Source organism: Acinetobacter sp. YH01008 (genome assembly GCF_013420435.1).
In the GTDB taxonomy this organism is placed as follows: Bacteria; Pseudomonadota; Gammaproteobacteria; order Pseudomonadales; family Moraxellaceae; genus Acinetobacter; species Acinetobacter pseudolwoffii.
The window spans coordinates 243,026-267,663 of the sequence record NZ_VOYD01000001.1 but is presented as its reverse complement, the minus strand read 5'-3'; the positions used below and the strand labels follow the sequence as shown (position 1 = coordinate 267,663).

The window sequence follows — 24,638 nt, the reverse complement described above, 5'->3', positions numbered from 1 at the left end:
CGCATCCGCCTCGTTTCTTAACTTGAGAAAACCTCTATTCTGTAGCATGATGCTTGTAAGAATAGAGGTTTTTTCATGCAAGTTTATTTAGTAGGCGGTGCAGTTCGGGATCATTTGCTCGGACACCCCTATCACGAAAAAGATTATGTGGTCGTTGGTGCAACTCCGGCGCAAATGCTTGACTTAGGCTATCAGCCCGTAGGCAAAGATTTTCCTGTTTTCCTACACCCCAAAACAAAAGAAGAATATGCACTGGCCCGTACCGAACGTAAATCCGGCACCGGTTATCATGGTTTTGACTTTCATACCGATATCAGTGTGACCCTGGAACAGGATTTGATCCGTCGTGACCTGACCATTAATGCCATGGCGATGGATGATGCCGGTCAGATTTATGATCCTTATGGCGGTCAGCAGGATTTGAATAACCGGGTGCTGCGTCATGTTTCCGATGCTTTTGTCGAAGATCCATTACGGGTGCTGCGAATTGCCCGTTTTGCGGCCCGCTATACCAGTGCAGGTTTTGTGATTGCGGATGAAACTTTAGCACTCATGCAGCGCTTGACGGAATCCGGTGAATTGAATGCATTAACACCGGAGCGGGTCTGGAAAGAAACTTCACGTGCCTTAACAGAACGTCATGCTGATGTGTATTTTGAAGTATTGCGTCAATGTGGCGCTTTAAAAGTCTTATTTCCTGAGATAGATGCCTTATATGGTATTCCGCAACGTCCTGAATATCATCCGGAAATTGACTGCGGTATTCACACCATGATGTCCTTGCAGCAGGCGTGTCGTCAAAACTATAGCCTGGATGTACGTTTCGCCGTTTTAGTGCATGACTTGGGCAAAGCATTAACCCCGGTTGAAGAATTACCGCGGCATATCATGCATGAAGAACGTGGCATCAAGCCGGTCAATGATCTGTGTGATCGCTTAAAAGTACCGACCTATACCAAGCAACTGGCGTTGGCAGTATGTAAAGAGCATCTGAAATGTCATCAGGCATTTAATCTCAAACCCGGTACTTTATGGCGATTATTGCAGCGTCTGGACGTTTTACGTCGTCCCGAGCGTGTCGAAGCTTTTGTACAGGCCTGTGAATGTGATTCACGTGGCCGTTTAGGACTGGAAGATCGTGCCTATCCACAAGCGCAATATGTACTTGATGCCATGCAGATAGTACGTGCCATTAAAGCACAAGACCTGCCTGCCGATATTCAAGGCCCGGATATTGGCGAAATGCTGATTGAACGGCGTATTCAGGCACTGGGTGAACTTAAAGCCCAACAAACGGTATCTATTGAATAAAGACAAAGCACCCGAGGGTGCTTTTTTATTGCTTCAATCGTCTGGTGCAGAGACCCAGCCCTCTAAAGAGCTTAAGGAAAATCAAATCCCGATCAGGAAATATCCGCTGGGAAAGTCACGACCTGCTCCAGTTTCATCTGATTGGTCGCGATCATGAGCAAGCGGTCAATTCCCAAAGCAATCCCTGAACATTCTGGCATATTCGGTAAAGCCGCCAGTAAATACTCATCAATAGGCATAACATGCAGCCCAAGTCTGGCCCGCTCTGCATTATCCGCCTCAAAGCGTGAGCGCAAAACTTCGGCATCAATCAGCTCATCATAGGCATTGGCCAATTCTAAACCTTCGATATACAACTCAAAACGTGCAGCGACCAGCTCCCCATCTTCATCGATTCGGGTTTTCGCCAGAGAGGCCATTTCAGGCGGGAAATCGGTCAGGAATACTGCGGTATCAAAACCGAGACTCGGCTCTACCATATGTGAAAATAACAGGTCGATATAGCCGAGCCGATCCTCACCCAAATCCAGATTTAGACCGACACGACGACAGCAGTCTTTCAGTTCCTGCAAGGTCGCTTGCAATGGATTAATATCCAGACGATCTATAAAGGCATGTTTATAGCTCAAAATGGTTGGACGGATTTCAGCAAAACGTGCTTTAAGCGTCACATTAAGCAGATCGGCTACTTCGAACATCAAATCTTTTAAGCTAAAGCCCGGGCGATACCATTCCAGCATGGTAAACTCGCTATTGTGCTTACGCCCATGTTCATCATCACGGAAGACTTTACAAATCTGGTAAATAGGCCCGCTGCCACTAGCCAATAAGCGCTTCATGGCAAATTCAGGTGAGGTTTGCAAATAATGCGTATTCAGTTTACCTAGCACATGACGCTGGGCCTGTACCGAGGCCAAATGCACATCGGTCACACCGGCTTGAGACAAAATCGGTGTTTCCACCTCTAATACATCCCGCTCAGCGAAAAACTGACGGATTTGCGCATATAAAGTGGCTCGTGCACGCATGGCATTCATGTCACAAGTAGGCTGATAAGTCATCGTCATGCCTTCGGCCCACCGTGTGCTGCCCACTCACGGCGCAGTGGATAGGTTTTACGTAAATGGTCAAAGGCCTGCTGATCGATTTTACCTGCTTTGAGACAGGCACGTAGATTGGCATCGTCACGAGCAATGTCATAAATTTGGGATAAATGCTGTTGCAATGCCATTTTCAAATCCTGTCCCTGAAAAAACTGCTCACAGACAGGCAGCTGGGTTTCAAACTGTTTATTGGCTGCAAAACCGAAAGTTTGACAAAAAGCTTCGTAGATCATCTGGGTACCACGTGCCTTGCCCTCCAGGCTATAACCGGCAATATGCGGAGTCACCAAGGTTACTAGATCCAGAAGTTCTGCTGAAATCACCGGCTCATGCTCAAAAACATCCAAAATCACGGTTCGTTGTGTCGCTTTAAGATCCTGGATCAGGGCGGCCTCTTCAATCACTGGCCCACGTGCAGAATTAATCAGAATTGCATCAGGCTGCATTTGCACTAATGTAGCCGTATTGAATAAATGGTAAGTTGGATAAAGACCCGTTTGAGTTAAAGGGACATGAATCGAAATCGCATCCGCTTGCTGCAACAATTCATTAAATTCAACTTGATCGACCTGCGTTCTTTGAACCAAAGGATCATAGCCAATCACGCGCCAGCCCAAAAGTTTTGCCATATAAGCCAGACGGGTTCCAACATTACCCAAACCGACTATACCCAGGCTAAATGTTGCATTGGCATCTACTAACTCAGGACGTACATGCAGTAATGCGGTAATGACATATTCAGCCACGGCTTGTGCATTACAGCCGGATGCATTGCTCCACTGAATCCCATGCTGTTCCAATACAGCAATATCCAGATGATCTGTACCAATAGTGGCACTGCCTACAAACTTGATCGAACTATTCTGTAGCAGTGCTTCATTGACCTGAGTCACTGAGCGTACCAATAATGCATCTGCATCCTGAACATCCTGTGCCATTAAGTTACGGCCTGGACAATGACGAATGTCTGCAAATTCAGAAAAGAAATAATCGGTAAATGCCAGATTTTCATCTGCGACAATTTTCATAATGAGATCCATATGATGCTTGGGCATATGATAGCGCGTTGATGTCTCTGACTCTATATTTGGCACATGCGTCCATTTTTCAAGTTTTAAGCTATGAGCTGGTTATTGATGAATAAAATATTGAATCATTGCTGCCTAAAATGAAAAACCCCAATCTTTCGACTGGGGTTTTTAGAATTTGGCGGAAGCGGTGAGATTCGAACTCACGGAGGACTCACACCCTCGTCGGTTTTCAAGACCGGTGCATTAAACCGCTCTGCCACGCTTCCTTGGCCGCCATCATATAAATAAATCGGATTTTTGGCAATAAAATTTAGCAAAACTTTTAGCAAAAGCTGTTCATTCAGTTAAAAATCAGTCGAAACAAAAGCTGAAATGTATTTTTATTTAAAGAGGTTAATACTTAAACGATGCCAAGAGCTATTTAATTCAAGATAAAGCAACGGCATGAATCAGAATTAGCTTGATAATGAATATAAAAATAAAGGCATAAAAAAACCCAGTCAATTGACTGGGTTTTTCGAATTTGGCGGAAGCGGTGAGATTCGAACTCACGGAGGACTCACACCCTCGTCGGTTTTCAAGACCGGTGCATTAAACCGCTCTGCCACGCTTCCATGGCCGACATGATATAAACAAAAATCACGCTTGGCAAATATTTTCATGCTTTCACTGCATCAATTGCACAAAATAAAATCAATTCCATTAATTTGCTGAATTTTCTGGTTTTTCATAACGAATTGAATTGATGAACCAGCGTTTCTTTCCAGAAGGTGTCAGCACTTCAGCCTCATCATCTACCTGCTTGCCCAACAACGCGCGTGCCATGGGCGAACTGATCGAGATATGCTGCGGATGATGATCGTAAATTTCATCGACCCCGACAATACGTAAATTTTTCTGCTCGCCTTCTTCATTTTCAATCTCGACCCAAGCTCCAAAATAGACCTTGCCTTCCTGCTCTGGAGAAAAATCGATGATTTTTAGCTCTTCAAGACGCTTGCCTAGGTATCTGACCCGGCGGTCAATCTTACGCAAAATTTGCTTGTTATATTGGTAATCGGCATTTTCCGAACGGTCGCCGAGACTCGCTGCCCAGTTCACTTTTCTGGTGATTTCCGGCCGCTCTTCATGCCAGAGATTCTTAAGTTCTGCCACCAATTTATCGTGTCCACCACGGGTGATTAAGTTGGATTTCATACGTCGTGCTGATCAAATTTTCAGTGTATTAACTTACAAACAGCTTATTTTATTTACCATTTCAAAACAATGAAAAAATTCAAAAAAAATTCACATTATATTTCAGTATCTTAAAATTATTTTTAATAATAATTTGTGTACAAAATTTGACAATCGTTTTTTAGATCATTAATATGCCACCTACTTCCGGAAATGCTTACTTTTTAATCTATGTAGTTTTTCTACATAATGATGCGTAAATCTCTTGTCATTTTGAATGACGTCATGACTGCCCAACCCTTATTGAATTTATCAAACTGTTAAAATTTCTGGCTATGTTGGCTGTGATTTTTAGGGCATAAATTACTTGTAGCGGAGACAACATGCACAGTAGTTCATCCACTGGGTCGAGGCTTTGCCTACGATCTGTAATTTCTTCTCTCCCTTTGAAAGCACTTGTACTGAGCACTGCATTTATTCCCTTTCACAGTATCAATGCAAGTAAGACCACACTTCAGTTTGATCATGTGGTCAATAGCAATAAGCTGACCGTGGTTGCAGTCGAAAATCCGACTACCGTATTTCAGGATGGACAACATCTGCATGGCTTCGGTTATGACCTGGTGCGCAACTATGCCAACAGTCTGAATGTGAAACTGGATTTTAAAATTGTCCCGAATAATGCCACTGCACTGCAATGGGTTGCTCAGGGCAAAGCCAATCTGGCCATGACCACCACCGATTTAGGTGAAATTGAAAATAAGCGCCTGACTTCATTCTCCGCCACCTGTGGTGATCAGTCTATTTTGGTGAGTAATGGCTTGAATACCAATTTAAATCTGGTATTTAAATCTGCCACAGATCCCTTGAGCCAGACTGCTAGTGCTTTTATCTGTAAAGGCAAACAAAGTGGTGCCATCAAGCAGCTTGCTTCATTTTATAATCAGAATGTGGTGAAAGAGGAATCTTGGACAGCCATTCAACGTGATTTGAGCAACCGGTTACCGATCTATAAAGCAAGCTTTAAACAGACAGCGCAGCAATATGATCTAGATTGGCATTTATTAGCTGCCATTGGTTATCAGGAATCTTATCTGAAACCGAACTCAGTCTCTCCGACAGGTGTTCGCGGTTTGATGATGCTGACCAATAGCACTGCTAAAGCAATGGGTGTGAGCAATCGTACCGATCCAGCCCAAAGCATTCAGGGTGGTGCCAAGTATTATGATCAAATGCTGAGCCGCTATGAGCATATTCCTTATCCAGATCGCAACTGGTTTGCACTGGTCGCTTATAATATGGGCCCAGGTGCAGTGAATCAGTTACAAAAACGCATTCAGTCACAAGGCAAGAATCCAAATAACTGGGTCAACCTCTATGCCTATCTGGATCAGAATAAAGCCAATAACGGCCGCTATCGTCAGGCAGTACAATATGTAACCCGTATTCGTGCTTATCTGGAACACATCAAGACCACACCACAATTGGTGAATATCTAAGGTCTGATGAGCTGGATTTTATTCTATCCGGCGATAAAAAAGCTTACCTCAAAGGTAAGCTTTTTTTGTGCTCATTTCAGCTGATGTTCAGCAAAATTAAGCTGTCGTATTTTCAAGTACTTTCTTGAATAGATCTTTTTGTTCCTGACTCGGTTTGGCAGTTTGAAGTGCCATCAATTGAGACATATCACCCTGTACTTTGATTTTACCGGTCATAAATGCCTGCATGGCTGCGGCCATATCAAACTCCAGAAAAACTTTACGTAACGTTTCGCCGTCCATATTCAAAGTCGTTTTGGCATTTGAAGACAAACCTTTTTTAATTGCTCCACCATCTAAAGATAGTTCAGTATTACCTGTAGTGTCCGCTACAACCAAATTAATCGCAAGGTTCGCCAAAGCTGGTGGCAAGTTTAAATCACCAGCTTGCGCAGTAAGTGTTTCTACAGTTGAAAACCAATCATCAGTTAAAAAAGCAGGCATGATCTTTCCTCAAATTATTTGTTCATTTGTGTCGACTATCCAGACGACATCATGTTGAAGCTATTATGCTCGTGCTTTGTTATATCATGATCATTAGCGCAAAGGCTAACGAATTTTGTACGCGTCGTTCAATTTTTGTAGTTCTATTTTTATTTGTTTTTCATACAGACATCAACCCGAAGGCTGATATCTGCGTACTGAAATTATTCTGCGGCAAAGCCCAGATTGACCATATTAATCCGGCGTTTCTCGCCTTCCAGCGCTTCTTCAGTCGAACAGCTGTCTTTGAAGTCAAATTCGCGCTGGCTGTCCAGCACTTCAAAGTCAAACAATTCACGATCGACCAGCTGTGATGGCGAGACATTTTGCAATGCACCAAAAATACTGTGCAGACGTTTTGGATGTGCCTTATCCCAATCACGTAACATGTCATTGATAATTGCGCGCTGCAGGTTCGCCTGAGAGCCACATAAATTACATGGAATAATTGGAAATTGACGCATTTCTGCATATTTGATGATGTCTTTTTCTTCCACATAAGCCAGTGGACGAATCAGAATGTTCTTTTTGTCAGAAGACAACAGTTTTGGTGGCATGGCCTTCAAGCTGCCGCCATGGAACAGGTTCAGGAAGAAGGTCGCCAGAATATCATCACGGTGATGCCCCAGCGCAACTTTGGTCGCACCAATTTCCTGGGCAAAGCCATACAAAGAGCCACGGCGTAGACGCGAACAGACGGCGCAATAAGTCTTACCTTCCGGGGTCAACTTTTTGGTGATGCTGTAGGTGTCTTTTTCCAGAATGTAATACGGAATGTTATTTTCTTCTAAATAACGTGGTAATACATCTTCCGGGAAGCCTGGCTGTTTCTGATCCAGATTCACCGCCACGACATCAAAGTTGATCGGTGCGATACGCTTGAACTGCAACATGATATCTAACAGGGTGTAACTGTCTTTACCACCTGAAATACACACCATGACCTTATCGCCTTCTTCAATCATTTTGAAGTCACGAATGGCATGTCCGACCTGGCGACGCAGCTTCTTCAACAAACGATAGTAGGCTGAGCTTGTTGGCAGTTCAGGTTTGAAATTAAATCCTTGTTCGGACTCAACTGGCGAGTACATAGACGAGATTCACCCATAAATAAAAATACCGCGCAATTTTAGCCGATTCAGGCCCGCATCGCATCAAAAGAATTTATTTTCATGCAAATGTCATATTAGTTTCATTTTCATGTTTTATTTAGATTGATATATTGAACGTTTCAGTTCAATTAATCAGCAAGATGCCTAGTTTTTGGACTTTTCCACAGTTGTCCACAAAAGCTGTGGATAACTTTGTGGATTGAAACGCACTTGACAAGTTCTTCGTCTCAAAAGATAAGGCTTTTCTTTAAATTGATCACTTTTTAACCAATTTAATTATTAATAAAAATCAACTAGTTAAACCTGTCAACCCTAAGGTTTTAAATTAAATCATATTTTTTTTTCTAACTCTAAAATGTAAAAAATGGCTTGCACTTACAAACTCGTTTATAAATGCAGCGTACAAGTCTTTTCATTCCGTAATTTTTTGTTAAACTCATCATTAAATTTTTCTCGATTGTGTTTACCTAATATAAACAATGAAAATAAATTTGCGTGTTTTGGGGTGTCATGGGATCAGTGCTGTGCTATTGGCGAGTTGTTGCCAGTTGGTCTATGCCGGTCAAACCATTTATCAGTTGCGCGATAGCAATGGCAGCACCTTATTAACCAATAAGAAAAGTCGCTATAACCATCTTCAGGTTGAAAAGAAGACCTATTATCCAGACAGTAATATTCATAGTTATAGCAATTGGGGTTCCAGTGAAGCTTCGGTCTTGCCGAGCTATAGTAGAAATAAAAATGCTTATGATTCGATTATTCGCCAGGCAGCGCAAACCTATGGTGTCTCTGAAGGCCTGATCAAAGCCGTGATGCATACCGAGTCCGGTTTTAATGTACAGGCTCGCTCTCCAGTCGGTGCACAAGGCCTGATGCAACTCATGCCGGCGACAGCACGTCGTTTTAATGTCAGCAATGCCTATGACCCGCAGCAGAATATTATGGCCGGGGCCAAATATCTGGCCTGGTTATTGAAACGCTTTAATGGCAATACCACCTTGGCACTGGCAGGTTATAATGCCGGCGAAGGCAATGTGGCCAAATATAAGGGGGTGCCACCTTTTCGTGAAACTCAGGACTATGTCCGCCGTGTCAGCAGCCGTTATCAGAACTTGTACGCACAGGGACTGGGCAGCACCAGTGGTACATATACCGCTTCCTCTGATACTGGTCGTGTCATTGCCAGCTCTGCCAATTATTCAACTGAAACCACGACGGCATCCAATGTTCAGGCGGCAAAATATCAGCGTCAGATCATTGCACGAGCAGATGGTAGCTTCACTGATGCACCGATGGGTTCTTATGCCACTGCCAATGCGACAGCATCTGCAAAAATATATTTAAGTGAGTAATTTTGAAACAGCTTTGTTTTTAAAGACCTATCTTTCAATATGGACAAAAAACATACTGTCTTTTTGTAGCGAATTGCTATTTTTTTCTTGAAATCTTATCGATTTCACCTCATATTGATTTCAATGATTTACATTCAATAATCAGATTATTTTTCTGTAATAAGAGGATTTCTCAATGATGCGGATTGGTTTGTTCTTGCTAACCAACCTCGCGGTACTGGTTGTAGCTGGCATTATCTTGTCACTCTTCGGTGTCGGTAGTTACCATGGCGCAGGTGGCTTGAATCTAGGCAACCTGTTGGTCATCTGTTTCGTGTTCGGTATGGTTGGCTCAATGATTTCCCTGTTCATGTCTAAATGGATGGCGAAAAAGACCACGGGTACTGAACTGATTGACCCGAATGCACCTCGTAACCAAGCTGAAGCCTGGTTGCTCCATGAAGTTGCACAACTTTCTCAGCGTGCAGGCATTAAAATGCCGGAAGTGGGTATTTTCCCATCTTATCAATCCAATGCCTTTGCCACTGGCTGGAATAAAAACGATGCTTTAGTAGCCGTATCGACTGGTCTGCTTGAGCGTATGAACAAAGACGAGCTTCGTGCAGTATTGGCGCATGAGATTGGTCACGTCGCCAATGGTGATATGGTCACTCTGGCACTGATTCAGGGTGTTGTGAACGCCTTCGTCATGTTCTTCGCACGTGTCGCGGGTGATTTTATTGACCGTAACGTTTTTGGTCGTGAAGAAGGTGAAGCACCGGGTATTGCCTATTTTGTAATTACCATCGTACTGGATATCGTATTCGGTATTCTGGCGTCGTCGATTGTGATGTGGTTCTCCCGTCAGCGTGAGTATCGTGCCGATGAAGCAGGTGCGCGCTTGGCAGGTAAACAGGCTATGATTTCAGCATTATTGCGCTTACAGGCAGAGTCTGAAATGCCAGATGCCATGCCGAAAGAAATGAAAGCATTTGCGATTTCTGCGGGTAAAGAAGAAGGCTTTAGCCTTGCTGCCTTGTTCCAGACGCATCCAAGCATCGAACAACGTGTTGCTGCACTACAACAGCTTGATTGTGCTTAAGTAATACTATTCATTGATTGAAAAAAGCCTGCACTTGCAGGCTTTTTTATTGGATTCAATTATTCATTATTTATATAGGGCTTTATGCGCTGATCCACTGATACAACGCCATCGCACCCCACCCAATCGCAAAAACAAATAGAATCAGGAACAAGGCGCCTAAAATATCCGGGATATGAATCCAGATCCAGGCCACTACGGGATTGCGCCAAAATGCAGATTGCTGCTGTTTGCGTTCCAGGCTTTCATGCAAAAAAGGGTGTACCACATGTCGATCACTGTGAATCTGATATTCTTCGCGAATATGAACATGCACCACATCAAGCGCCTTGCGACTGGGACGAATAAAAATATCAAAAATGGTGCCTGCCACTGGAATAAATCCAACCACCGCATCCATCACCGCCAGTTTCATGACCGGATTCAGCTTGGCACTCGGCACCCCAATCTGTTTGGCCTTATGAATGGCATAACAGGTCAATACAAAACCGGCGATATCTCCAGCGACCGGAATCGTACTCAGCGCGGCATCTGCCCCTACCCCTTGCTTGGTAAATGGAATACGTACCACTGAATCCATCATGTTGGCAAACTTGGCCAGATCACGTTCCAGACGAATGACCTCTTGTTGACTCAGTTTTGTTTTTTGTCCAGGCTCAGGCATATGTGATTCCAAAAATAGGGCTGACTTTCATCAGCATAAATTATTTTGAGACCAAAGTTGTAGCAATCTGTGAATTAAAACAATAATTTGGAAGCAACAAATAGATAAATAATCACACCGGTGGCATCACAAATAGAGGTCACCAAAGGTGCAGAGGCACTGGCCGGATCCATCTTAAACTTGTTCAGAATAAAAGGCAGACTCATGCCGATCAGGCAGCCCATCAGCACAATGCCGAGCATACTGATCGCCAGAACCACAGCCACCATGATATCCCCTCGGACATAACCCAACACCGAGACAGCCAGTGCCATGGTGCCACCCAGACACAACGCCACCAAGGTTTCCCGGCTGAGCAGGCTAAACCAGTCTCTAAACTCTACATCACCGGTGGCCAAAGCACGCACCATCAAGGTCGCCGACTGCGAGCCGGCATTACCACCACTGCCCACCAGCAATGGCAGAAAAAAAACCAGAACAATATGCGCGGCAATGGTCTCTTCATAATGTGCAATGCCAATGCCGGACAATAGACTGCCAAAGACCAGAATCACCAGCCAAGATACGCGCTTCTGGTACAATGTAAAAATAGGCGCAGTTTTTAAACTTAACTCAGTTAAGGGCTCAACCGCCCCTGACTTTAAAATATCCTCGGTGGTTTCGGCTTCCATGATGTCCATGGCATCATCATAAGTGACAATTCCAAGAATTTTTTTATGCTCATCGACAATCGGCAAAGCCATAAAATCATAATAGGTTAAAGTTTTTGCGACGTCTTCTTGGTCATCCCCAATCTTGGCGTAAATCACATCTCTTTGCATGATCTCGGCAATGCTGGTTTCAGGACTGGCCTGAATCATCTGCCTTAAAGAGACTACCCCGATCAGCTGGTCCTGCTCATCAACAATATAAATCAGATACAGGGTTTCCTGATCTGCGGCCACCACACGCAACATTTGGATAGCGTCATGAATCGACAGATCCTGATGCAAAGAAACAAAACTGGAGCTCATCAGCGCACCAGCAGTCCCTTCAGGATAAATCGCCAGATCTTTTAGGGTTTGCCGACTCGCTTCGGACAATTTTGCCATGAGCTGCTGCTGCAGCTGTGGAGAACATCGTTTATAAACATCGACAAAGTTGTCCGAATCGAGCGCATTTAAAATCGCAATAATCTGTGCGACCGGTAATTGCTCAGCCAGACTGACTTGTTGGCTGAGTGGCATAAACTCGAATACCCGGCTCGGTTCTTTGAGTTCCTGAAAAATCCGGATCTGTTCTTCTAACTTCAAACCTTTTAAAATACTGGCCTGATCGGCGACATTCAGCTCATTTAATAAGCCAATCGCCATAGCATGGTGTTCAGAACGGATCTGTTGTTGAATATGCTGTATTTTTTCTGAAATTTTCGGCATAGGCAGTCCATGGTTATAAGCGCAAAGGCGTGGATTTTAGCATCATCCTCCGAACATTACCCCTGCTCTCAGTGCATCTAAATCATCACAGCCGGATTGAGTCAGGCTATGGATTGTTTTTCTGAGCGCACGATCATGAATCAACCGGTTCTTTTTTAGCCATTAAACTTCGAATCATCACATACATAAAGGGAATAAAAATTAGCACCAGCACGGTTCCGAAAATTACGCCGCCGAATACACTGACACCAATTTCCTGACGGCTTACCGCGCCTGCTCCCGTGGCAAAGACCAAAGGTAAAATTCCGGCGCCAAAAGCCAAGGAAGTCATCAGGATCGGACGCAGACGCAGGGAAGCACCTTCCAATGCTGCCTCCACCACCGATTTTCCCTGTTGCTGTGCCAGCGAAGCAAATTCCACAATCAGAATGGCATTCTTACAGGACAAGCCAATGGTGGTCAGCAAGGCAATCTGGAAATAGATATCATTCGGGAAGCCAGCCAAATAACTGAAAATAATATTGCCGCCAATACCAAGAGGAATTGCTGACATTACCGCCGTTGGAATACTCCAGCTTTCATACAATGCGGCCAGACACAGGAAAATAAAACCTATCGAAATCAGATACAGCCAGATGGCCTGATTATTGGACTGTTTTTCTTCAAAGGATAAACCGCTCCAGACCACATCTACACCGTCCTGTTCAGCAATCAGCGCCTCTACATCCTGCATGGCCTGACCGGAGCTGCTGCCTTGAGCCCGATCTGCTTCCATCTGTAGTGCGGTATAGCCCATGAAACGGTTGACCACTTCCGGACCACCACTCCAGTCCACTTGCGAGAAGTTACTAAAAGGCACCATTTGATTCTGGTCATTGCGGACATGCCATTGTGCCAGATCTTCCGGCTTGGAACGAAATTCGGCATCGCCCTGCATGATCACCCGTTTAATCCGGCCGCGATCAATAAAGTCATTGATATAACTGCCACCCCAAGCGCTAGATAAGGTGCTGTTAATTGCCGTTTGGGTCAGACCATTGGCCATGGCCTGTTTTTGGTCAATATTGACGCGTAGTTCGGCTTTTTCAGGATTAGAACGTTTACCCAGATTTTCAAAGCTTGCATAATTGCCAGCCTGAGCTTCCAGTGCCTGAAATTGCTGTTCCAGATACTGCCGGCCATTACCATTGATATCCCGAATCCAGAAATCCAGACCATCGGTTTGTCCCAGACCATTGACTGACGCGGGCATGGATACGTTGATTTGTGCATTAGGGTTACTTTGAAAATGCTTCAAAGCCCGTTCACGAATCGCGGGTGCGGTATTGTCCTGACCGGAACGTTCATTCCAGTGTTTTAATGCCACAAAACCGGTGGCCAGATTCTGGCCAGTTCCCGAGAAATTGCGGCCATAACGAATCATCACCAGACTGACATTGGCCTGTTCCTGATCCAGAAAATATTTACGAACCTCTTCTCCGACCTGAATGGTATTTTTCATCGGAGCACCTTCCTGCACTTTGATTTGCAGGCTTAAAATCCCCTGATCTTCACTCGGCAAAAAACTGGTTGGCAAAGCACGGTAAAACAGTGCAAAGACACAGATCAAGCCGGCAAAAAGCAGTAAACAAATGACCTGATGCTGAATCGTGACTTTGGAAAGATGCAGATAACGATGCTTTAAATGATCCAGCTTCTGGTTAAACCATGCCGCCCATTTTGCCGGTTTTGGATTCGGTTTCAGAATGAGTGCACACAGTGCTGGGGTTAGAATCAAGGCCACCAATAAGGATAAGGACATGGCCGCGACCAAAGTGATGGAGAACTGTCGGTAGATCACCCCGGTAGAACCGCCAAAGAACGCCATCGGAATAAATACAGCAGTTAGAACTAAGGTAATTCCGACCAATGCCCCACTAATTTCCTGCATGGACTCTAACGCCGCCTCTTTGGCAGACAAATGCTGTTCATGCATCAGCCGTTCCACGTTTTCTACCACCACAATCGCATCATCAACCAATAGACCAATGGCCAGAACCAAAGCGAATAAAGTTAAGGTATTGATACTCATGCCCAGTGCATAAAGCACCGCCATGGTTCCCAAAATCACCACCGGCACCGTTACGGTAGGAATCAAAGTAGCACGCCAGTTCTGCAAGAAAATGAACATCACCATGATAACCAGAATGATCGCTTCGATCAGGGTTTTGACCACCTCTTTAATCGACTCTTGTACAAAGGGTGTATTGTCTCGTGGGTAGGCAATTTTATAGCCTTCGGGTAATTGCTGGGAAATACGGGCAACTTCAGCTTTAATCAAGTTTGAGGTGGCAATGGCATTGGCACCTGAGGCCAGAGAAATCCCAAGACCTGCCGAAGGATAACCATTGTTGGTGCTATAAGACTGATAACTTTCAGCACCGAGTTCGACCCGCGCAATATCTTTTAAATAAATAAAACTACCGGCACGATCCGATTTGACAATAATATTCTGGAATTCTTCAACGGTTTTTAGACGGGAACCCGAGGTGACTTTAGCATTCAGGTATTGTTCATCCACTGCCGGCAAATCCCCGATCGCGCCCGCAGCCACCTGAGTATTCTGAGCTTCAATGGCAGCACGAACATCGCTTGGCATCAGCTTATACTGTTTGAGTTTTCCTGGATCCAGCCAGATCCGCATCGCATATTGAGAACCAAAAACATCGACTTCACCAATGCCTTCAATCCGGGAAATGTCCTGCTCCAGATGTGTCATCAAGTAATCAGAAAGTTCAATATTGTTACTGCGGCCGGACTCATCATACAGGCTGATCACCATATGGGTATCGCCGAGAGATTTAAACACGTTAACGCCCTGGCGTTGGACATCTTCCGGTAAACGGTTCAATACCCCATTAATCGCATTTTGTACCTGAACCTGTGCTGTATCGGGGTCGGTACCATTTTCAAAGCTGATGCTGACCCGGCTGCGCCCTGAAGAATCACTACTCGAACTAAAATACAGTAAATGGTCAATCCCTTTAATCTGCTGCTCCAGCACCTGGGTCACGCTTTCTTCCACAGTTTCCGCAGAAGCGCCACTATAGGTTGCTGCCACCGTTATCCGTGGCGGGGCAATGTCCGGATAACGTTCCACTGGCAGGTTCATCACTGCGAACAGGCCAATCGCCATCACGACAATCGCCAATACCCCAGCAAAGATCGGGCGGTGGATAAAAAATTTAGACAGCATAAGTCCGAGTCACTTTTTAATTAAAGAGGGATGAATTTAGACCAAATACGAGCAAGCTATATCTAAGTATTCAGTGACATAGCAGTAGAATGCAAGAATTAAACACATAATAACTGTGATAAAAACCAATCATGGAGAAATTATGGATGATCTTACTTGAATACTTTCTTGAGGTTGCCATTTCCTATTTATTAATAGCATTTTTCCAAATAAAAAACCCTGCAGATGCAGGGTTTTTTGGTGAATCAATTCAGCAGATTAAGCACTGAACTGGTTCATTGTGTTTTTAGAATCATCACCAGCTTTCAATGCATTGTCACCAGCGAAGATTTCTTTGTGGTCATCACCGATGTCAGAACCAGCCATTGCCTGGTGTTTAACACATGCGATACCGCCGCGGATTTCTTTACGTTGTACGCCAGCAACATAAGCCAACATGCCTTCAGAACCGAAGTAACCTTGAGCAAGTTCATGCGTAGAAAGTGCAGCTGTGTGGTAAGTCGGAAGTGTGATCAAGTGATGGAACACACCCGCTTCACGCGCAGCATCTGCTTGGAAGGTACGAACTTTTTCGTCAGCTTCAGCAGCCAGTTCAGTTGCATCGTACTCAGCGCTCATTAACTTAGCACGGTCGTAAGCAGAAACGTCTTTACCTTCAGCAACCCAACGGTCATACGCTTGTTGACGGAAGTTAAGCGTCCAGTTGAATGAAGGTGAGTTGTTGTATACAAGTTTCGCATTTGGAACTGTTTCTTTCACACGGTTTACCATGTGAGCGATTTCAGCAACGTTTGGTGTCGCAGTTTCGATCCAAAGAAGATCCGCACCATTTTGCAAGCTGGTTACACAGTCAAGTACAACGCGGTCAATTTGCGTGCCTTCACGGAACTGGTACAAGCCAGAAGCAAGACGTTTAGGACGGTGAAGTTTGCCATCACGTTTGATCAGGATTTCATCTTCTTGTGCATCAGCGATATCAATTTCAGATGTTTCCAAGTAGCTGATATATTGAGAAGCGATGTCGCCTGGCTCTTTAACCACTGGGATTTTTTGAGTCAGGTCAGCACCTTCAGAGTCAGTACGTGCAACGATGATACCGTCGTCAAGACCCATTTCAAGGAATGCATAGCGAAGTGCGTGGATTTTCGCGATGAAGTCTTCGTGTGGCACAGTTACTTTACCAGCTTGGTGACCACATTGTTTCGCGTCAGACACCTGGTTTTCGATTTGTAGTGCACATGCACCCGCTTCGATCATTTTCTTAGCTAAAAGATAAGTCGCTTCTTCGTTACCGAAACCCGCATCAATGTCCGCAATAATTGGCACAACGTGAGTTTGGAAATTGTCGATTTGTGAAGTCAATTCAGCTGCTTTAGCAGTGTCGCCTGCTTCTTGTGCTTTTTTAAGTGCACGGAACAAGTCGTTCAATTCTTTCGCGTCAGCTTGACGTAAGAATGTGTAGATTTCTTCGATCAATGCAGGAACAGAAGTTTTTTCGTGCATAGATTGGTCAGGAAGTGGACCAAATTCTGAACGAAGTGCTGCAACCATCCAACCAGAAAGGTAAATGTAGCGACGTTCAGTCGTACCGAAGTATTTTTTGTTCGCAATCATTTTTTGTTGTGCGATGAAACCATGCCAGCAACCTAATGATTGAGTGTATTTGCTAGAGTCTGCATCATAAGCAGCCATATCACGACGCATAATTGCCGCGGTATATTTCGCAATGTCTAAACCAGTTTTGAAACGGTTTTGGATTTGCATACGCGCAGCATCTTCAGGACTGATGTCTGCCCAAGTGTTACCGAATTTCGCTTTCAATTCGCGGATTGCATCAATCGCTGTTTGGTATGTAGTCATGATATTTTCCTGTAATAATATTAGGATTTTTCTGCAACGAACCGTTCAAATCACACCCTCAGTAACTTGTTTAGATTTTCGCCGGTCCGTTGGGATAGCTAAAGATTAGTGGGCTTATGAAAATTAATCCAATAGTCTGCAAGAATCTTCAGTATTTATTTAAAAAATGAGTAGATGAAAGTCTTAGTATAATCCTGTGATGTTAAAATAAGATATTGTTTTATTTTATATTTTACTAAAATAAAATTGATCGTTTTTCCTTCAGACTGCTTAAAAATACTTCATTAGACTTAAGTCTGGGCTTGGCTCAAATCCACTTTTATTAAAAAATAATCATGATTTTGAATTATTTCTTAGGCTGAAGCATTTATCAAGATAGCATACTTTTCACGCAATTATTCACGCAATTACAGCTGTATTTTTAAAGTTTAAAGCTTGGCTATGGAGCTGTTGATCTGCATACATAAAAATACTGAATCTTTGCTTAGCCCGTGCTTCTACTCAGTCGAATAAAATCGTTAATCATTCAGCTTAAACCTGCATAAATTCCCTAGATTTTATCTGCATTCTCATGGCTTTTTTTCATCGGCGCTTTACACAAAGCCCGGCAGTTATGGCATAATCAGCATAATTTCTTGTATTTATTCTCGGTATTTCTTTTATGAATCTGGAGCGGGTCGATCTCAATCTATTAATTTATCTTGATGTACTTCTTCGCGAAAAAAATGTCACCCGTGCAGCCGAACAATTGGGCGTTACCCAGCCTGCCATGAGTAATATTTTACGCCGATTACGCAATTTATTTAATGATCCTCTCCTGATCCGTTCTTCTGAAGGCATGACACCAACAGAACGTGCACTTGAGTTACAGCCACGTATCCGCGATGCGCTGGCTGACTTGTCCATGATTCTGGAACCGCGTACCGAGTTCCGTCCTTATACGTCAAATCGTGTCTTCCGGATTATGACCTCGGATTATGCCGAAGCGACACTGGTTCCTCGGCTGGTCAAAGCCTTACGTTCAGAAGCACCGAACGTGGTCTTGGACTTTCTAACCCCGAGTGATGTGTCTTATCGTGACATGGAACAAGGCAAAGTTGATCTGGCGATTAACCGTTTTAATGAAATACCGCAAAGTTTTCATCAGGTTCTGGTCTGGCGTGACAGTTTTTCCTGTTTATTAAACAATAAACACCCGGCTGCAACCAACCTGAACTTAAAAAGCTATCTGGATGCACAGCATATCTGGGTCTCTAAAACCGGTATGGGTGTAGGCTTTGGGGTCAACCCGGAGAAACAGGCCGGTTTAGGCTGGATCGATCAGGCTTTGGAACGTATTGGCCAGAAACGTAAAATCTCGGTCTTTACCCGTCATTATCAAATGCCAGGTTTATTGGCCTCCAATGTCGATCTGGTGGCAACCCTGCCTTCACGGATCGCACGCCTGCAAGCCAAGAATCATAATTTAATTCTGAAAGATCCACCATTTTATATTCCCGAATTTGAACTCAAAATGGCATGGTGCCCTCTATTGCATCATCACCCTGCACATCGCTGGTTACGTCAGCTGATTTTGTATGTTGCGCGTCAAATGATTGAGGAAGAAAATCGTGAATTCCTGAGCAATAATTCTCAATTTTCACACTATTAAACTCAAATTCTTCTAAATTCTTATTTTTTAAGATTATACTTTGAAGGCTTGAGAGGTAGTTTTTACACCTCAAGCCTTTTTTTGTGTTAAAAATATCCCAAGATACTATTCATCCACAGGTGGATTTGTGAGCCTCTTACAAAATATCGTGATTATCTTAATACTCATCGCGGGGGCCGGTTTTTTATCTTTAACAGAAATCGCCCTCGCAGGTGCCCGTAAAGTCAAACTGAAAATTCTGGCTGAATCGGGTGAACATCGCGCTCAAAAAGTTTTAGATCTACAAGAAAATTCTGCTGACTTCTTTGCAGCCTCTCAAATCGGTTTAAATGCAGTCGCCATTCTTGGCGGTATTTTAGGTGAAGGAGCCTTCCGTCCTTATATTTTTAATTTTGTTTCCCGCTTTTACCAGGGTCCTTGGGCTGAAAATATTAGCTTTGCACTTTCCTTTACTGTCGTCACTTCTTTATTTATTCTATTTGCAGACTTGATGCCGAAACGTCTGGCCATGATTGCGCCAGAAAAGATCGCAGTCTCGGTCATTGAACCCATTCAGATTTTCATTAAAGTCTGTAAGCCTTTGGCCTGGCTCATTAATGTTATTGCCAACATGCTGTTCCGTCTGTTTAAAGTAAATACCATTCGTGATGATAATATTACCTTTGATGATATTTCCGCAGTGATGGATGCAGGTGCACAGGCTGGCGTACTGCAAAAACAGGAACATCATTTCATTGAAAATGTATTCGAGCTGGAAGAGCGTAATGTACCTTCGAGTATGACTACCCGTGAGAATGTGGTGTTCTTTACCCTAAATGAACCAGAAGAAAGTATTCGGCAAAAGCTGGCGGAATATCCCTATTCCAAGTTTCTGGTGTGTAGCAATGACATCGACAGTGTGATTGGTTATGTCGATGCCAAAGATATTCTGGTGCGGATTCTGAATAACCAGTCGCTGCTACAGTTAAATGAAAATACCATCCGTAATGTCCTGACCATTCCGGATACTTTAACTTTATCGGAAGTTCTGGACCGTTTTCGCTCGACCAAGGAAAAATTTGCCGTCGTCATTAATGAATATGCGCTGGTAGTTGGGGTGATTACCCTCTCCGACATTATGATTACCGTGATGGGCGACTGGGTGACACCAATTGAAGCCGATCAGCAAATTATTAAGCGTGACAATAATTCCTGGTTGATTGAAGGCAGCACGCCAATTGAAGACATGAAACATGCGCTTGAAATCGACTCAATGCCAGATGAGGAAAATTACGAAACACTGGCTGGTTTTATGATGTTCAAGCTGCGTAAAATTCCGCGTCCTGCCGATACCGTCATTCATGCCGGTTATAAATTTGAAGTCGTCGATGTCGATCATTTCAAGATTGATCAGTTGCTGGTGACTCGGATCATTGAAATCAATCCATTAATTCAGGAAGAATCAGAATAATCTGATTCTTCTTCTATTTTAAAATAAAAATCATAAGGATAGAGTGATGTCCATTTCTGCGCTATTGGCTTGTTTTAGTTTTTATTCAGGACTGTATTTAATCTATTTCTTTTTTGCTCAACAACAAAATCCGCTGTTTTTGTTTTTAGCGATCATTTTATTGATTTTTGCTTGCATCATTACCCCTTATGGTTACCAGCGTCACCGTGGCCATTATGACCGAACCATGAGTTGGGGACAGTATTTAGCCATACCTTTGATTTTATGGGGACGACTATTTATCGTTCCTATCAGTTTTATTTTAAGTTTGTTTTATTCAAACCAGTAAATTCAATCATAAAAAAGCACCTAACGGTGCTTTTTTACATCTATTGAGGTGCTTAGATCTTTGTTAACAATGCATCTAAAACAGCTTGATAGTGAATCTGGATATCATCTTCTAGAATCTTGTAAGCATTGTCGAACTGCACCATAGGCCAGCCTTCTTTCCAGAATGGGAAAATATTATGCAGGTCATGGGTAACAATCGCGTCTTCACGCACAATTGCTTGGGCAATTTGTGACAGTACCTGTGCAGTTTCAGCACCATCAATCGCCATATAATCAATTCCGCGCGCTTTTAAAATACGGACGCGGTCTTTTTTATAACGGATTTTTTTGATTTGTGCCGTATTCAGGCCCAAAGCCAAAGATACCGCTTCGACAAATTTGTCTTCAAATGACTGATTCAATGCCACTAACGCTTCTTTATGCGCTTCCTGACGACCAGCTTTACCACCCTGACGAATCACTTCTTTCGCCTCAGTATTTAGTTCATCCTTTTTCATGCTTTGCAGGATGTCTAAAATTTCGATGTCGCTTAACGCCTCAGGAGATTGATCAGTCATAAACTGTCCTTAAAAAAATAAATCTTGAATCGGCTATTTTCGCATAATTCGTGGCTAAAAAACTAAAATCTTCGTGATTAAAGCAATGATAAGCGCTGAAAATGGATTTGTCCTGTGATTCTGCGTCAAATCGACTATAGTGCCTGTGTCTATTTCTGAATCAATCTCTGGATGATGCCCACTACCCAAGTGACTTTGTTGCTGCAGCAACTTCAACAACAGTATCCGACTGCATTTAAAGGCAATTACCTGTTCTATAGCCAGATCAAAATCCGTGGGATCTGGGATAAAGCCAAGCTTTTGATTCCCTGGGTCTTGGCGGCCATGATTTTTATTCCCGTCAGTTTGATGTTCGGTGACGTCATAAAGCAATCTTTTGTGCAAGTGAGCGAATTTCAGGCGCAAAGTTATGCCATTTTGGCGATACTGTTGTTCCTGATGTTGAGTCTCACCTTAATTCTGCAACAGGTTCAGCATTCTTCTTATTCGCTGTATCAGTTATTACGCCATACCCCAATCAAGATGGCTGTGGTGATTCTACTACAAGCCTTAAATCTGTTTTTTGTACAAAGTAGCCTACTGATGTGGAGTTTATTCTTTTTTGGAGTGAGCTTTGGCTTTATCCGTTTTTATCGGGAAAACTTGTTCCGGGAAAACAGCCAAAATACTGAACATTATCAGTTGCAACAATTACGTAGAATCTGCTTCTGGGCTTATAAACAGACCTGTATGCTTCGACTAAAATTACGTTTTTGTTCAAGCAATCATCCTCAGCGTGCCGAACTAAAACAGCAATTAAATCACTATGCCGAATTATATACCCAGCTGCTGAAACATGAGCATCAATACTGTAAAACCATCAAGCATCTGGATGTCGACAGTTATTTGGACGAGAACTCATAGTGCTCTATCATTTTGATTAGCCATCTTGAATATTTTTAATAAGGGTCCTTAAAAAAACAGATTGATTTGCTAGTTTTTTTAGAGAGAAGCCACGGAATCGCTTGAAAAGAAAGCAATCATTTAGAAATGTGCTTGCCAAGCTTTATTTCGTCCTCTATTATTGCGCACATGCCCGAGTGGTGAAATCGGTAGACACAGGGGATTTAAAATCCCCCGCCCACAAAGCGTGCCAGTTCGAGTCTGGCCTCGGGCACCATTTTAATCTTTATTAAAATGGTGCAATAGAAAACCCAGCATTAGGCTGGTTTTTTTGTGCCTGAATTTTATTCTTTTAGCGCGAAATCCTCATGTCAGAATTAAAATACTTCGATCTCGCCACATTACAATTACGCCATCCAGACGCTTTTTTCCTGAAGCTGCGTTATAGCCGCTTCAAATTTAATGCCCTGCAAAATCTCCAGTTTGTGATCGCGATTAATTTACTGTCTCTTTTAATCTGCGTGGCCTGTAGCATCAGTTCAGTACTTCTGGAATATTATTTTTTCAAGAATGCCACGATCGCCTTTAATGTCACCTTGATCATGTTAATGGCCCTGCTTTATCCCTATATCTGGTATGCACAATATCAGGCGCAATTCAGCTCCAAAGCCTATAGTCAGCGCTTGCAGAACTGTCTGTATCTGCAAATTCCAATTTTTCTGGTTTTATTGCTGAATCTGTATGTAATTCATTCAGATATGCTGGTAATCATCAGCATGATCATTTTAGCGCTTTCCTCTTTTGGCGCTGTCACCTTAGAACCTTTATTTAAAAGTTCTTGTAGTGCGATTGATCAGATCAAACTGCAAAAACTGCGGCAGCTGGCCTTTTGGGCCTATCAACAGTCCAGATCCAAAACACCGCAACCGATTCAGGACCAGTCAAATCTGCAGGCTTATTACCAGAATCTTTATCAGCAATGCATGCATGAAGAGCAAAAATTACTCAGCTCGATTCGCTTTAAAAGTTTTAAAGACTATTTCTACAAATAATAAAAAACCCTGCAGTAGCAGGGTTTTATCGATCACCATTCACGATTGGTAATCAGCTCTTCCATTTCAATCTCGAACAACCCGTGCTCTTGCACCACCATCATCATGGCTTCGGCAATATAATCTGCAGCGGTATCATCCAGAGATGAATCCAGATCTTCAAACTGCGGTTTCATGGCATTAATATCAGCAACGGTCAGATGGGCAAGCTGGTAAATTTCTTGATCTGACAAAGCTGATTTAGCGACTTTTTGGGCAAAATGTTCGATGTGCTGTTTGATTTCAGCAACCAGAATATCGGGATAATACGCATCATCGAACATGGGGAGAAGTAAATCTGCAAACATTACAGGCACTCTAAAAGATGACAATTTAATCTAAGCGTGCCTATATAGCACATTGTTGCCTGAAAGCCAAACAACATTGCCAGATGCTTACTCTCCCGCCATCAATGTCTACGCCATCTGCATGGCTTGCCAGACTCTAATCGCATCCGCTGTCGCTTTCACATCATGTGCCCGTACCATACAGGCGCCCTGCTGAATACTGAGCAAATGTGCTGTTGCCGAACCCACCGCACGCGCCTGTGGTTCTGCGCCATCTAAGACAGCCCCAATAAAGCGTTTACGTGATAAGGCAGATAAAATCGGATAACCCATTTCTGTCAATTTATAAAATTCTTGAAGCAGCTTGAGATTTTGCTGAGCATTCTTGGCAAAACCAAACCCCGGATCAATCATGATATTTTCGGCTTTTACTCCTACATCCAAGGCATCCTGAACACGTTGAGATAGTTCGCCAATCACCTCGGTAGTGACATCCTCATATTGATCCAGATTGTTCATGGTGGTCGGCTCACCACGCATATGCATAATGATTACCGGAATATTTAATTCAGCGGCCGTTACTAAGGCATTGGGGCGGGTCAACGCACGGACGTCATTCCAGATATGCGCTCCGGCCTGAACCGCTGCACGAATCACTTCTGGTTGTGAAGTATCAATCGAGAGAACAACATCATGTTTTGCTAAGGCTTCAACCACAGGCACCACGCGGCGGATCTCTTCCTCTACGTCTACCACAGCGGCACCCGGACGGGTCGATTCCCCGCCGATATCAATTACGGTCGCACCTTCAGCCATCATCTCCAGCGCACGTGCAACTGCATCTTCTTTTTGATTATGCCGACCACCATCACTAAATGAGTCGGGGGTGACATTGAGAATTCCCATCACATGCGGCTGAGATAAGTCCAGTTTTAACTCACCAAATGTCCATACATGTGGTCGTAAAGGCATCAGCTGCATGTTTCCATTCTCGTTCACAATAATTCGAATATTGTCTTATGGATAGAG

General features: G+C 43.5%; 21 protein-coding genes and 3 tRNA genes. 10 read left to right on the top strand and 14 right to left on the bottom strand.

All coding sequences use genetic code 11. The features are described 5' to 3' along the window. Positions 1 to 75 precede the first annotated feature (75 nt). Positions 76 to 1,311 carry a multifunctional CCA addition/repair protein gene (locus FTT75_RS01340; RefSeq protein ID WP_074383390.1) on the top strand — a complete coding sequence of 412 codons (1,236 nt, stop codon included), beginning with the start codon at positions 76 to 78 and terminating at the stop codon, positions 1,309 to 1,311. A 92-nt stretch (positions 1,312 to 1,403) separates the two neighbouring features. Here the strand turns inward: FTT75_RS01340 and epmA are convergent, their stop codons facing one another. The 5 genes from epmA to greB form a co-directional block, all read right to left on the bottom strand. Then, entirely contained in the window at positions 1,404 to 2,378 is a 975-nt protein-coding gene (epmA, locus tag FTT75_RS01335) for an EF-P lysine aminoacylase EpmA (protein ID WP_180185811.1), read from the bottom strand. Further along, complete coding sequence (locus FTT75_RS01330) at positions 2,375 to 3,442, bottom strand: 4-phosphoerythronate dehydrogenase (protein ID WP_180185810.1); 1,068 nt, start codon at positions 3,440 to 3,442, stop codon at positions 2,375 to 2,377. Before FTT75_RS01330 ends, epmA begins: the two co-directional genes overlap by 4 nt. A gap of 179 nt (positions 3,443 to 3,621) precedes the next feature. Next, positions 3,622 to 3,711, bottom strand: a tRNA-Ser gene (locus tag FTT75_RS01325). Positions 3,712 to 3,969: 258 nt separating this feature from the next. Beyond that, positions 3,970 to 4,059: transfer RNA gene (locus FTT75_RS01320), tRNA-Ser, on the bottom strand. An 88-nt stretch (positions 4,060 to 4,147) separates the two neighbouring features. Next, positions 4,148 to 4,642: a transcription elongation factor GreB gene (greB, locus tag FTT75_RS01315; RefSeq protein WP_005097688.1), complete on the bottom strand. Its 495-nt coding sequence runs from the start codon at positions 4,640 to 4,642 to the stop codon at positions 4,148 to 4,150. 362 nt (positions 4,643 to 5,004) lie between these two features. Between greB and FTT75_RS01310 the strand changes: the two genes are divergently transcribed. Beyond that, entirely contained in the window at positions 5,005 to 6,120 is a 1,116-nt protein-coding gene (locus FTT75_RS01310; protein ID WP_005097690.1) for a transglycosylase SLT domain-containing protein, read from the top strand. A gap of 96 nt (positions 6,121 to 6,216) precedes the next feature. Here FTT75_RS01310 and FTT75_RS01305 read toward each other — a convergent pair whose 3' ends face one another. Then, complete coding sequence (locus tag FTT75_RS01305) at positions 6,217 to 6,603, bottom strand: SCP2 sterol-binding domain-containing protein (protein ID WP_004280536.1); 387 nt, start codon at positions 6,601 to 6,603, stop codon at positions 6,217 to 6,219. Between the two features lie 203 nt (positions 6,604 to 6,806). Then, positions 6,807 to 7,733 carry a tRNA 2-thiocytidine(32) synthetase TtcA gene (gene ttcA / locus FTT75_RS01300; protein WP_005097691.1) on the bottom strand — a complete coding sequence of 309 codons (927 nt, stop codon included), beginning with the start codon at positions 7,731 to 7,733 and terminating at the stop codon, positions 6,807 to 6,809. A 500-nt stretch (positions 7,734 to 8,233) separates the two neighbouring features. On the opposite strand from ttcA, the gene FTT75_RS01295 reads away from it, so the two are divergent. Next, entirely contained in the window at positions 8,234 to 9,106 is an 873-nt protein-coding gene (locus FTT75_RS01295; RefSeq protein WP_005097692.1) for a lytic transglycosylase domain-containing protein, read from the top strand. Between the two features lie 175 nt (positions 9,107 to 9,281). Then, positions 9,282 to 10,187, top strand: coding sequence for a protease HtpX (htpX, locus tag FTT75_RS01290; RefSeq protein ID WP_005097694.1), 906 nt, complete (start codon positions 9,282 to 9,284; stop codon positions 10,185 to 10,187). Between the two features lie 82 nt (positions 10,188 to 10,269). Here htpX and FTT75_RS01285 read toward each other — a convergent pair whose 3' ends face one another. The 4 genes from FTT75_RS01285 to FTT75_RS01270 all read right to left on the bottom strand — a co-directional run bounded on the left by FTT75_RS01285 (position 10,270) and on the right by FTT75_RS01270 (position 17,361). Then, positions 10,270 to 10,851, bottom strand: coding sequence for a DUF4112 domain-containing protein (locus FTT75_RS01285; RefSeq protein ID WP_005097695.1), 582 nt, complete (start codon positions 10,849 to 10,851; stop codon positions 10,270 to 10,272). A 74-nt stretch (positions 10,852 to 10,925) separates the two neighbouring features. After that, on the bottom strand, positions 10,926 to 12,266 hold the full coding sequence (gene mgtE, locus FTT75_RS01280; protein WP_100357860.1) for a magnesium transporter: 1,341 nt from the start codon (positions 12,264 to 12,266) through the stop codon (positions 10,926 to 10,928). Between the two features lie 133 nt (positions 12,267 to 12,399). Beyond that, positions 12,400 to 15,501, bottom strand: coding sequence for a multidrug efflux RND transporter permease subunit (locus FTT75_RS01275; protein WP_100534864.1), 3,102 nt, complete (start codon positions 15,499 to 15,501; stop codon positions 12,400 to 12,402). 258 nt (positions 15,502 to 15,759) lie between these two features. After that, positions 15,760 to 17,361, bottom strand: a complete 1,602-nt coding sequence (locus tag FTT75_RS01270) for an isocitrate lyase (RefSeq protein WP_159138238.1) — start codon at positions 17,359 to 17,361, stop codon at positions 15,760 to 15,762. Positions 17,362 to 18,022: 661 nt separating this feature from the next. Here FTT75_RS01270 and FTT75_RS01265 point away from each other — a divergent pair. The 3 genes from FTT75_RS01265 (at position 18,023) to FTT75_RS01255 (ending at position 20,790) form a co-directional block, all read left to right on the top strand. Next, positions 18,023 to 19,012, top strand: coding sequence for a LysR family transcriptional regulator (locus tag FTT75_RS01265; RefSeq protein ID WP_005097703.1), 990 nt, complete (start codon positions 18,023 to 18,025; stop codon positions 19,010 to 19,012). A gap of 127 nt (positions 19,013 to 19,139) precedes the next feature. After that, the gene (locus FTT75_RS01260) at positions 19,140 to 20,462 is read left to right on the top strand and encodes a hemolysin family protein (RefSeq protein WP_005097704.1); all 1,323 of its coding nucleotides are present in this window, start codon (positions 19,140 to 19,142) and stop codon (positions 20,460 to 20,462) included. 46 nt (positions 20,463 to 20,508) lie between these two features. After that, on the top strand, positions 20,509 to 20,790 hold the full coding sequence (locus FTT75_RS01255; RefSeq protein WP_005097706.1) for a hypothetical protein: 282 nt from the start codon (positions 20,509 to 20,511) through the stop codon (positions 20,788 to 20,790). A gap of 52 nt (positions 20,791 to 20,842) precedes the next feature. Here the strand turns inward: FTT75_RS01255 and FTT75_RS01250 are convergent, their stop codons facing one another. Next, positions 20,843 to 21,349 (bottom strand): hypothetical protein, encoded by a 507-nt coding sequence (locus FTT75_RS01250; protein WP_074383395.1) that lies wholly within the window; start codon positions 21,347 to 21,349, stop codon positions 20,843 to 20,845. Positions 21,350 to 21,523: 174 nt separating this feature from the next. On the opposite strand from FTT75_RS01250, the gene FTT75_RS01245 reads away from it, so the two are divergent. The 3 genes from FTT75_RS01245 to FTT75_RS01235 all read left to right on the top strand — a co-directional run bounded on the left by FTT75_RS01245 (position 21,524) and on the right by FTT75_RS01235 (position 23,283). Further along, the gene (locus FTT75_RS01245; RefSeq protein ID WP_180185844.1) at positions 21,524 to 22,252 is read left to right on the top strand and encodes a hypothetical protein; all 729 of its coding nucleotides are present in this window, start codon (positions 21,524 to 21,526) and stop codon (positions 22,250 to 22,252) included. Positions 22,253 to 22,422: 170 nt separating this feature from the next. Further along, positions 22,423 to 22,508, top strand: a tRNA-Leu gene (locus FTT75_RS01240). A gap of 91 nt (positions 22,509 to 22,599) precedes the next feature. Next, positions 22,600 to 23,283, top strand: coding sequence for a hypothetical protein (locus FTT75_RS01235; protein WP_100329093.1), 684 nt, complete (start codon positions 22,600 to 22,602; stop codon positions 23,281 to 23,283). Positions 23,284 to 23,315: 32 nt separating this feature from the next. Here the strand turns inward: FTT75_RS01235 and FTT75_RS01230 are convergent, their stop codons facing one another. After that, entirely contained in the window at positions 23,316 to 23,630 is a 315-nt protein-coding gene (locus FTT75_RS01230) for a DUF5713 family protein (protein WP_005169878.1), read from the bottom strand. A 108-nt stretch (positions 23,631 to 23,738) separates the two neighbouring features. Next, positions 23,739 to 24,590 (bottom strand): dihydropteroate synthase, encoded by an 852-nt coding sequence (gene folP / locus FTT75_RS01225; protein ID WP_159138239.1) that lies wholly within the window; start codon positions 24,588 to 24,590, stop codon positions 23,739 to 23,741. Between the last annotated feature and the right edge of the window lie 48 nt (positions 24,591 to 24,638).

What these genes read in the sequence shown, in the direction of transcription:
- FTT75_RS01330 (WP_180185810.1), bottom strand. Translation starts at nt 3,442, where the DNA reads ATGAAAATTGTCGCAGATGAAAATCTGGCATTTACCGATTATTTCTTT.
- FTT75_RS01230 (WP_005169878.1), bottom strand. Translation starts at nt 23,630, where the DNA reads ATGTTTGCAGATTTACTTCTCCCCATGTTCGATGATGCGTATTATCCC.
- ttcA (WP_005097691.1), bottom strand. Translation starts at nt 7,733, where the DNA reads ATGTACTCGCCAGTTGAGTCCGAACAAGGATTTAATTTCAAACCTGAA.
- FTT75_RS01255 (WP_005097706.1), top strand. Translation starts at nt 20,509, where the DNA reads ATGTCCATTTCTGCGCTATTGGCTTGTTTTAGTTTTTATTCAGGACTG.
- htpX (WP_005097694.1), top strand. Translation starts at nt 9,282, where the DNA reads ATGATGCGGATTGGTTTGTTCTTGCTAACCAACCTCGCGGTACTGGTT.
- FTT75_RS01295 (WP_005097692.1), top strand. Translation starts at nt 8,234, where the DNA reads ATGAAAATAAATTTGCGTGTTTTGGGGTGTCATGGGATCAGTGCTGTG.
- epmA (WP_180185811.1), bottom strand. Translation starts at nt 2,378, where the DNA reads ATGACGATGACTTATCAGCCTACTTGTGACATGAATGCCATGCGTGCA.
- FTT75_RS01270 (WP_159138238.1), bottom strand. Translation starts at nt 17,361, where the DNA reads ATGACTACATACCAAACAGCGATTGATGCAATCCGCGAATTGAAAGCG.
- folP (WP_159138239.1), bottom strand. Translation starts at nt 24,590, where the DNA reads ATGCAGCTGATGCCTTTACGACCACATGTATGGACATTTGGTGAGTTA.
- mgtE (WP_100357860.1), bottom strand. Translation starts at nt 12,266, where the DNA reads ATGCCGAAAATTTCAGAAAAAATACAGCATATTCAACAACAGATCCGT.
- FTT75_RS01275 (WP_100534864.1), bottom strand. Translation starts at nt 15,501, where the DNA reads ATGCTGTCTAAATTTTTTATCCACCGCCCGATCTTTGCTGGGGTATTG.
- FTT75_RS01250 (WP_074383395.1), bottom strand. Translation starts at nt 21,349, where the DNA reads ATGACTGATCAATCTCCTGAGGCGTTAAGCGACATCGAAATTTTAGAC.
- FTT75_RS01285 (WP_005097695.1), bottom strand. Translation starts at nt 10,851, where the DNA reads ATGCCTGAGCCTGGACAAAAAACAAAACTGAGTCAACAAGAGGTCATT.
- FTT75_RS01235 (WP_100329093.1), top strand. Translation starts at nt 22,600, where the DNA reads ATGTCAGAATTAAAATACTTCGATCTCGCCACATTACAATTACGCCAT.
- greB (WP_005097688.1), bottom strand. Translation starts at nt 4,642, where the DNA reads ATGAAATCCAACTTAATCACCCGTGGTGGACACGATAAATTGGTGGCA.
- FTT75_RS01310 (WP_005097690.1), top strand. Translation starts at nt 5,005, where the DNA reads ATGCACAGTAGTTCATCCACTGGGTCGAGGCTTTGCCTACGATCTGTA.
- FTT75_RS01245 (WP_180185844.1), top strand. Translation starts at nt 21,524, where the DNA reads ATGCCCACTACCCAAGTGACTTTGTTGCTGCAGCAACTTCAACAACAG.
- FTT75_RS01305 (WP_004280536.1), bottom strand. Translation starts at nt 6,603, where the DNA reads ATGCCTGCTTTTTTAACTGATGATTGGTTTTCAACTGTAGAAACACTT.
- FTT75_RS01265 (WP_005097703.1), top strand. Translation starts at nt 18,023, where the DNA reads ATGAATCTGGAGCGGGTCGATCTCAATCTATTAATTTATCTTGATGTA.
- FTT75_RS01340 (WP_074383390.1), top strand. Translation starts at nt 76, where the DNA reads ATGCAAGTTTATTTAGTAGGCGGTGCAGTTCGGGATCATTTGCTCGGA.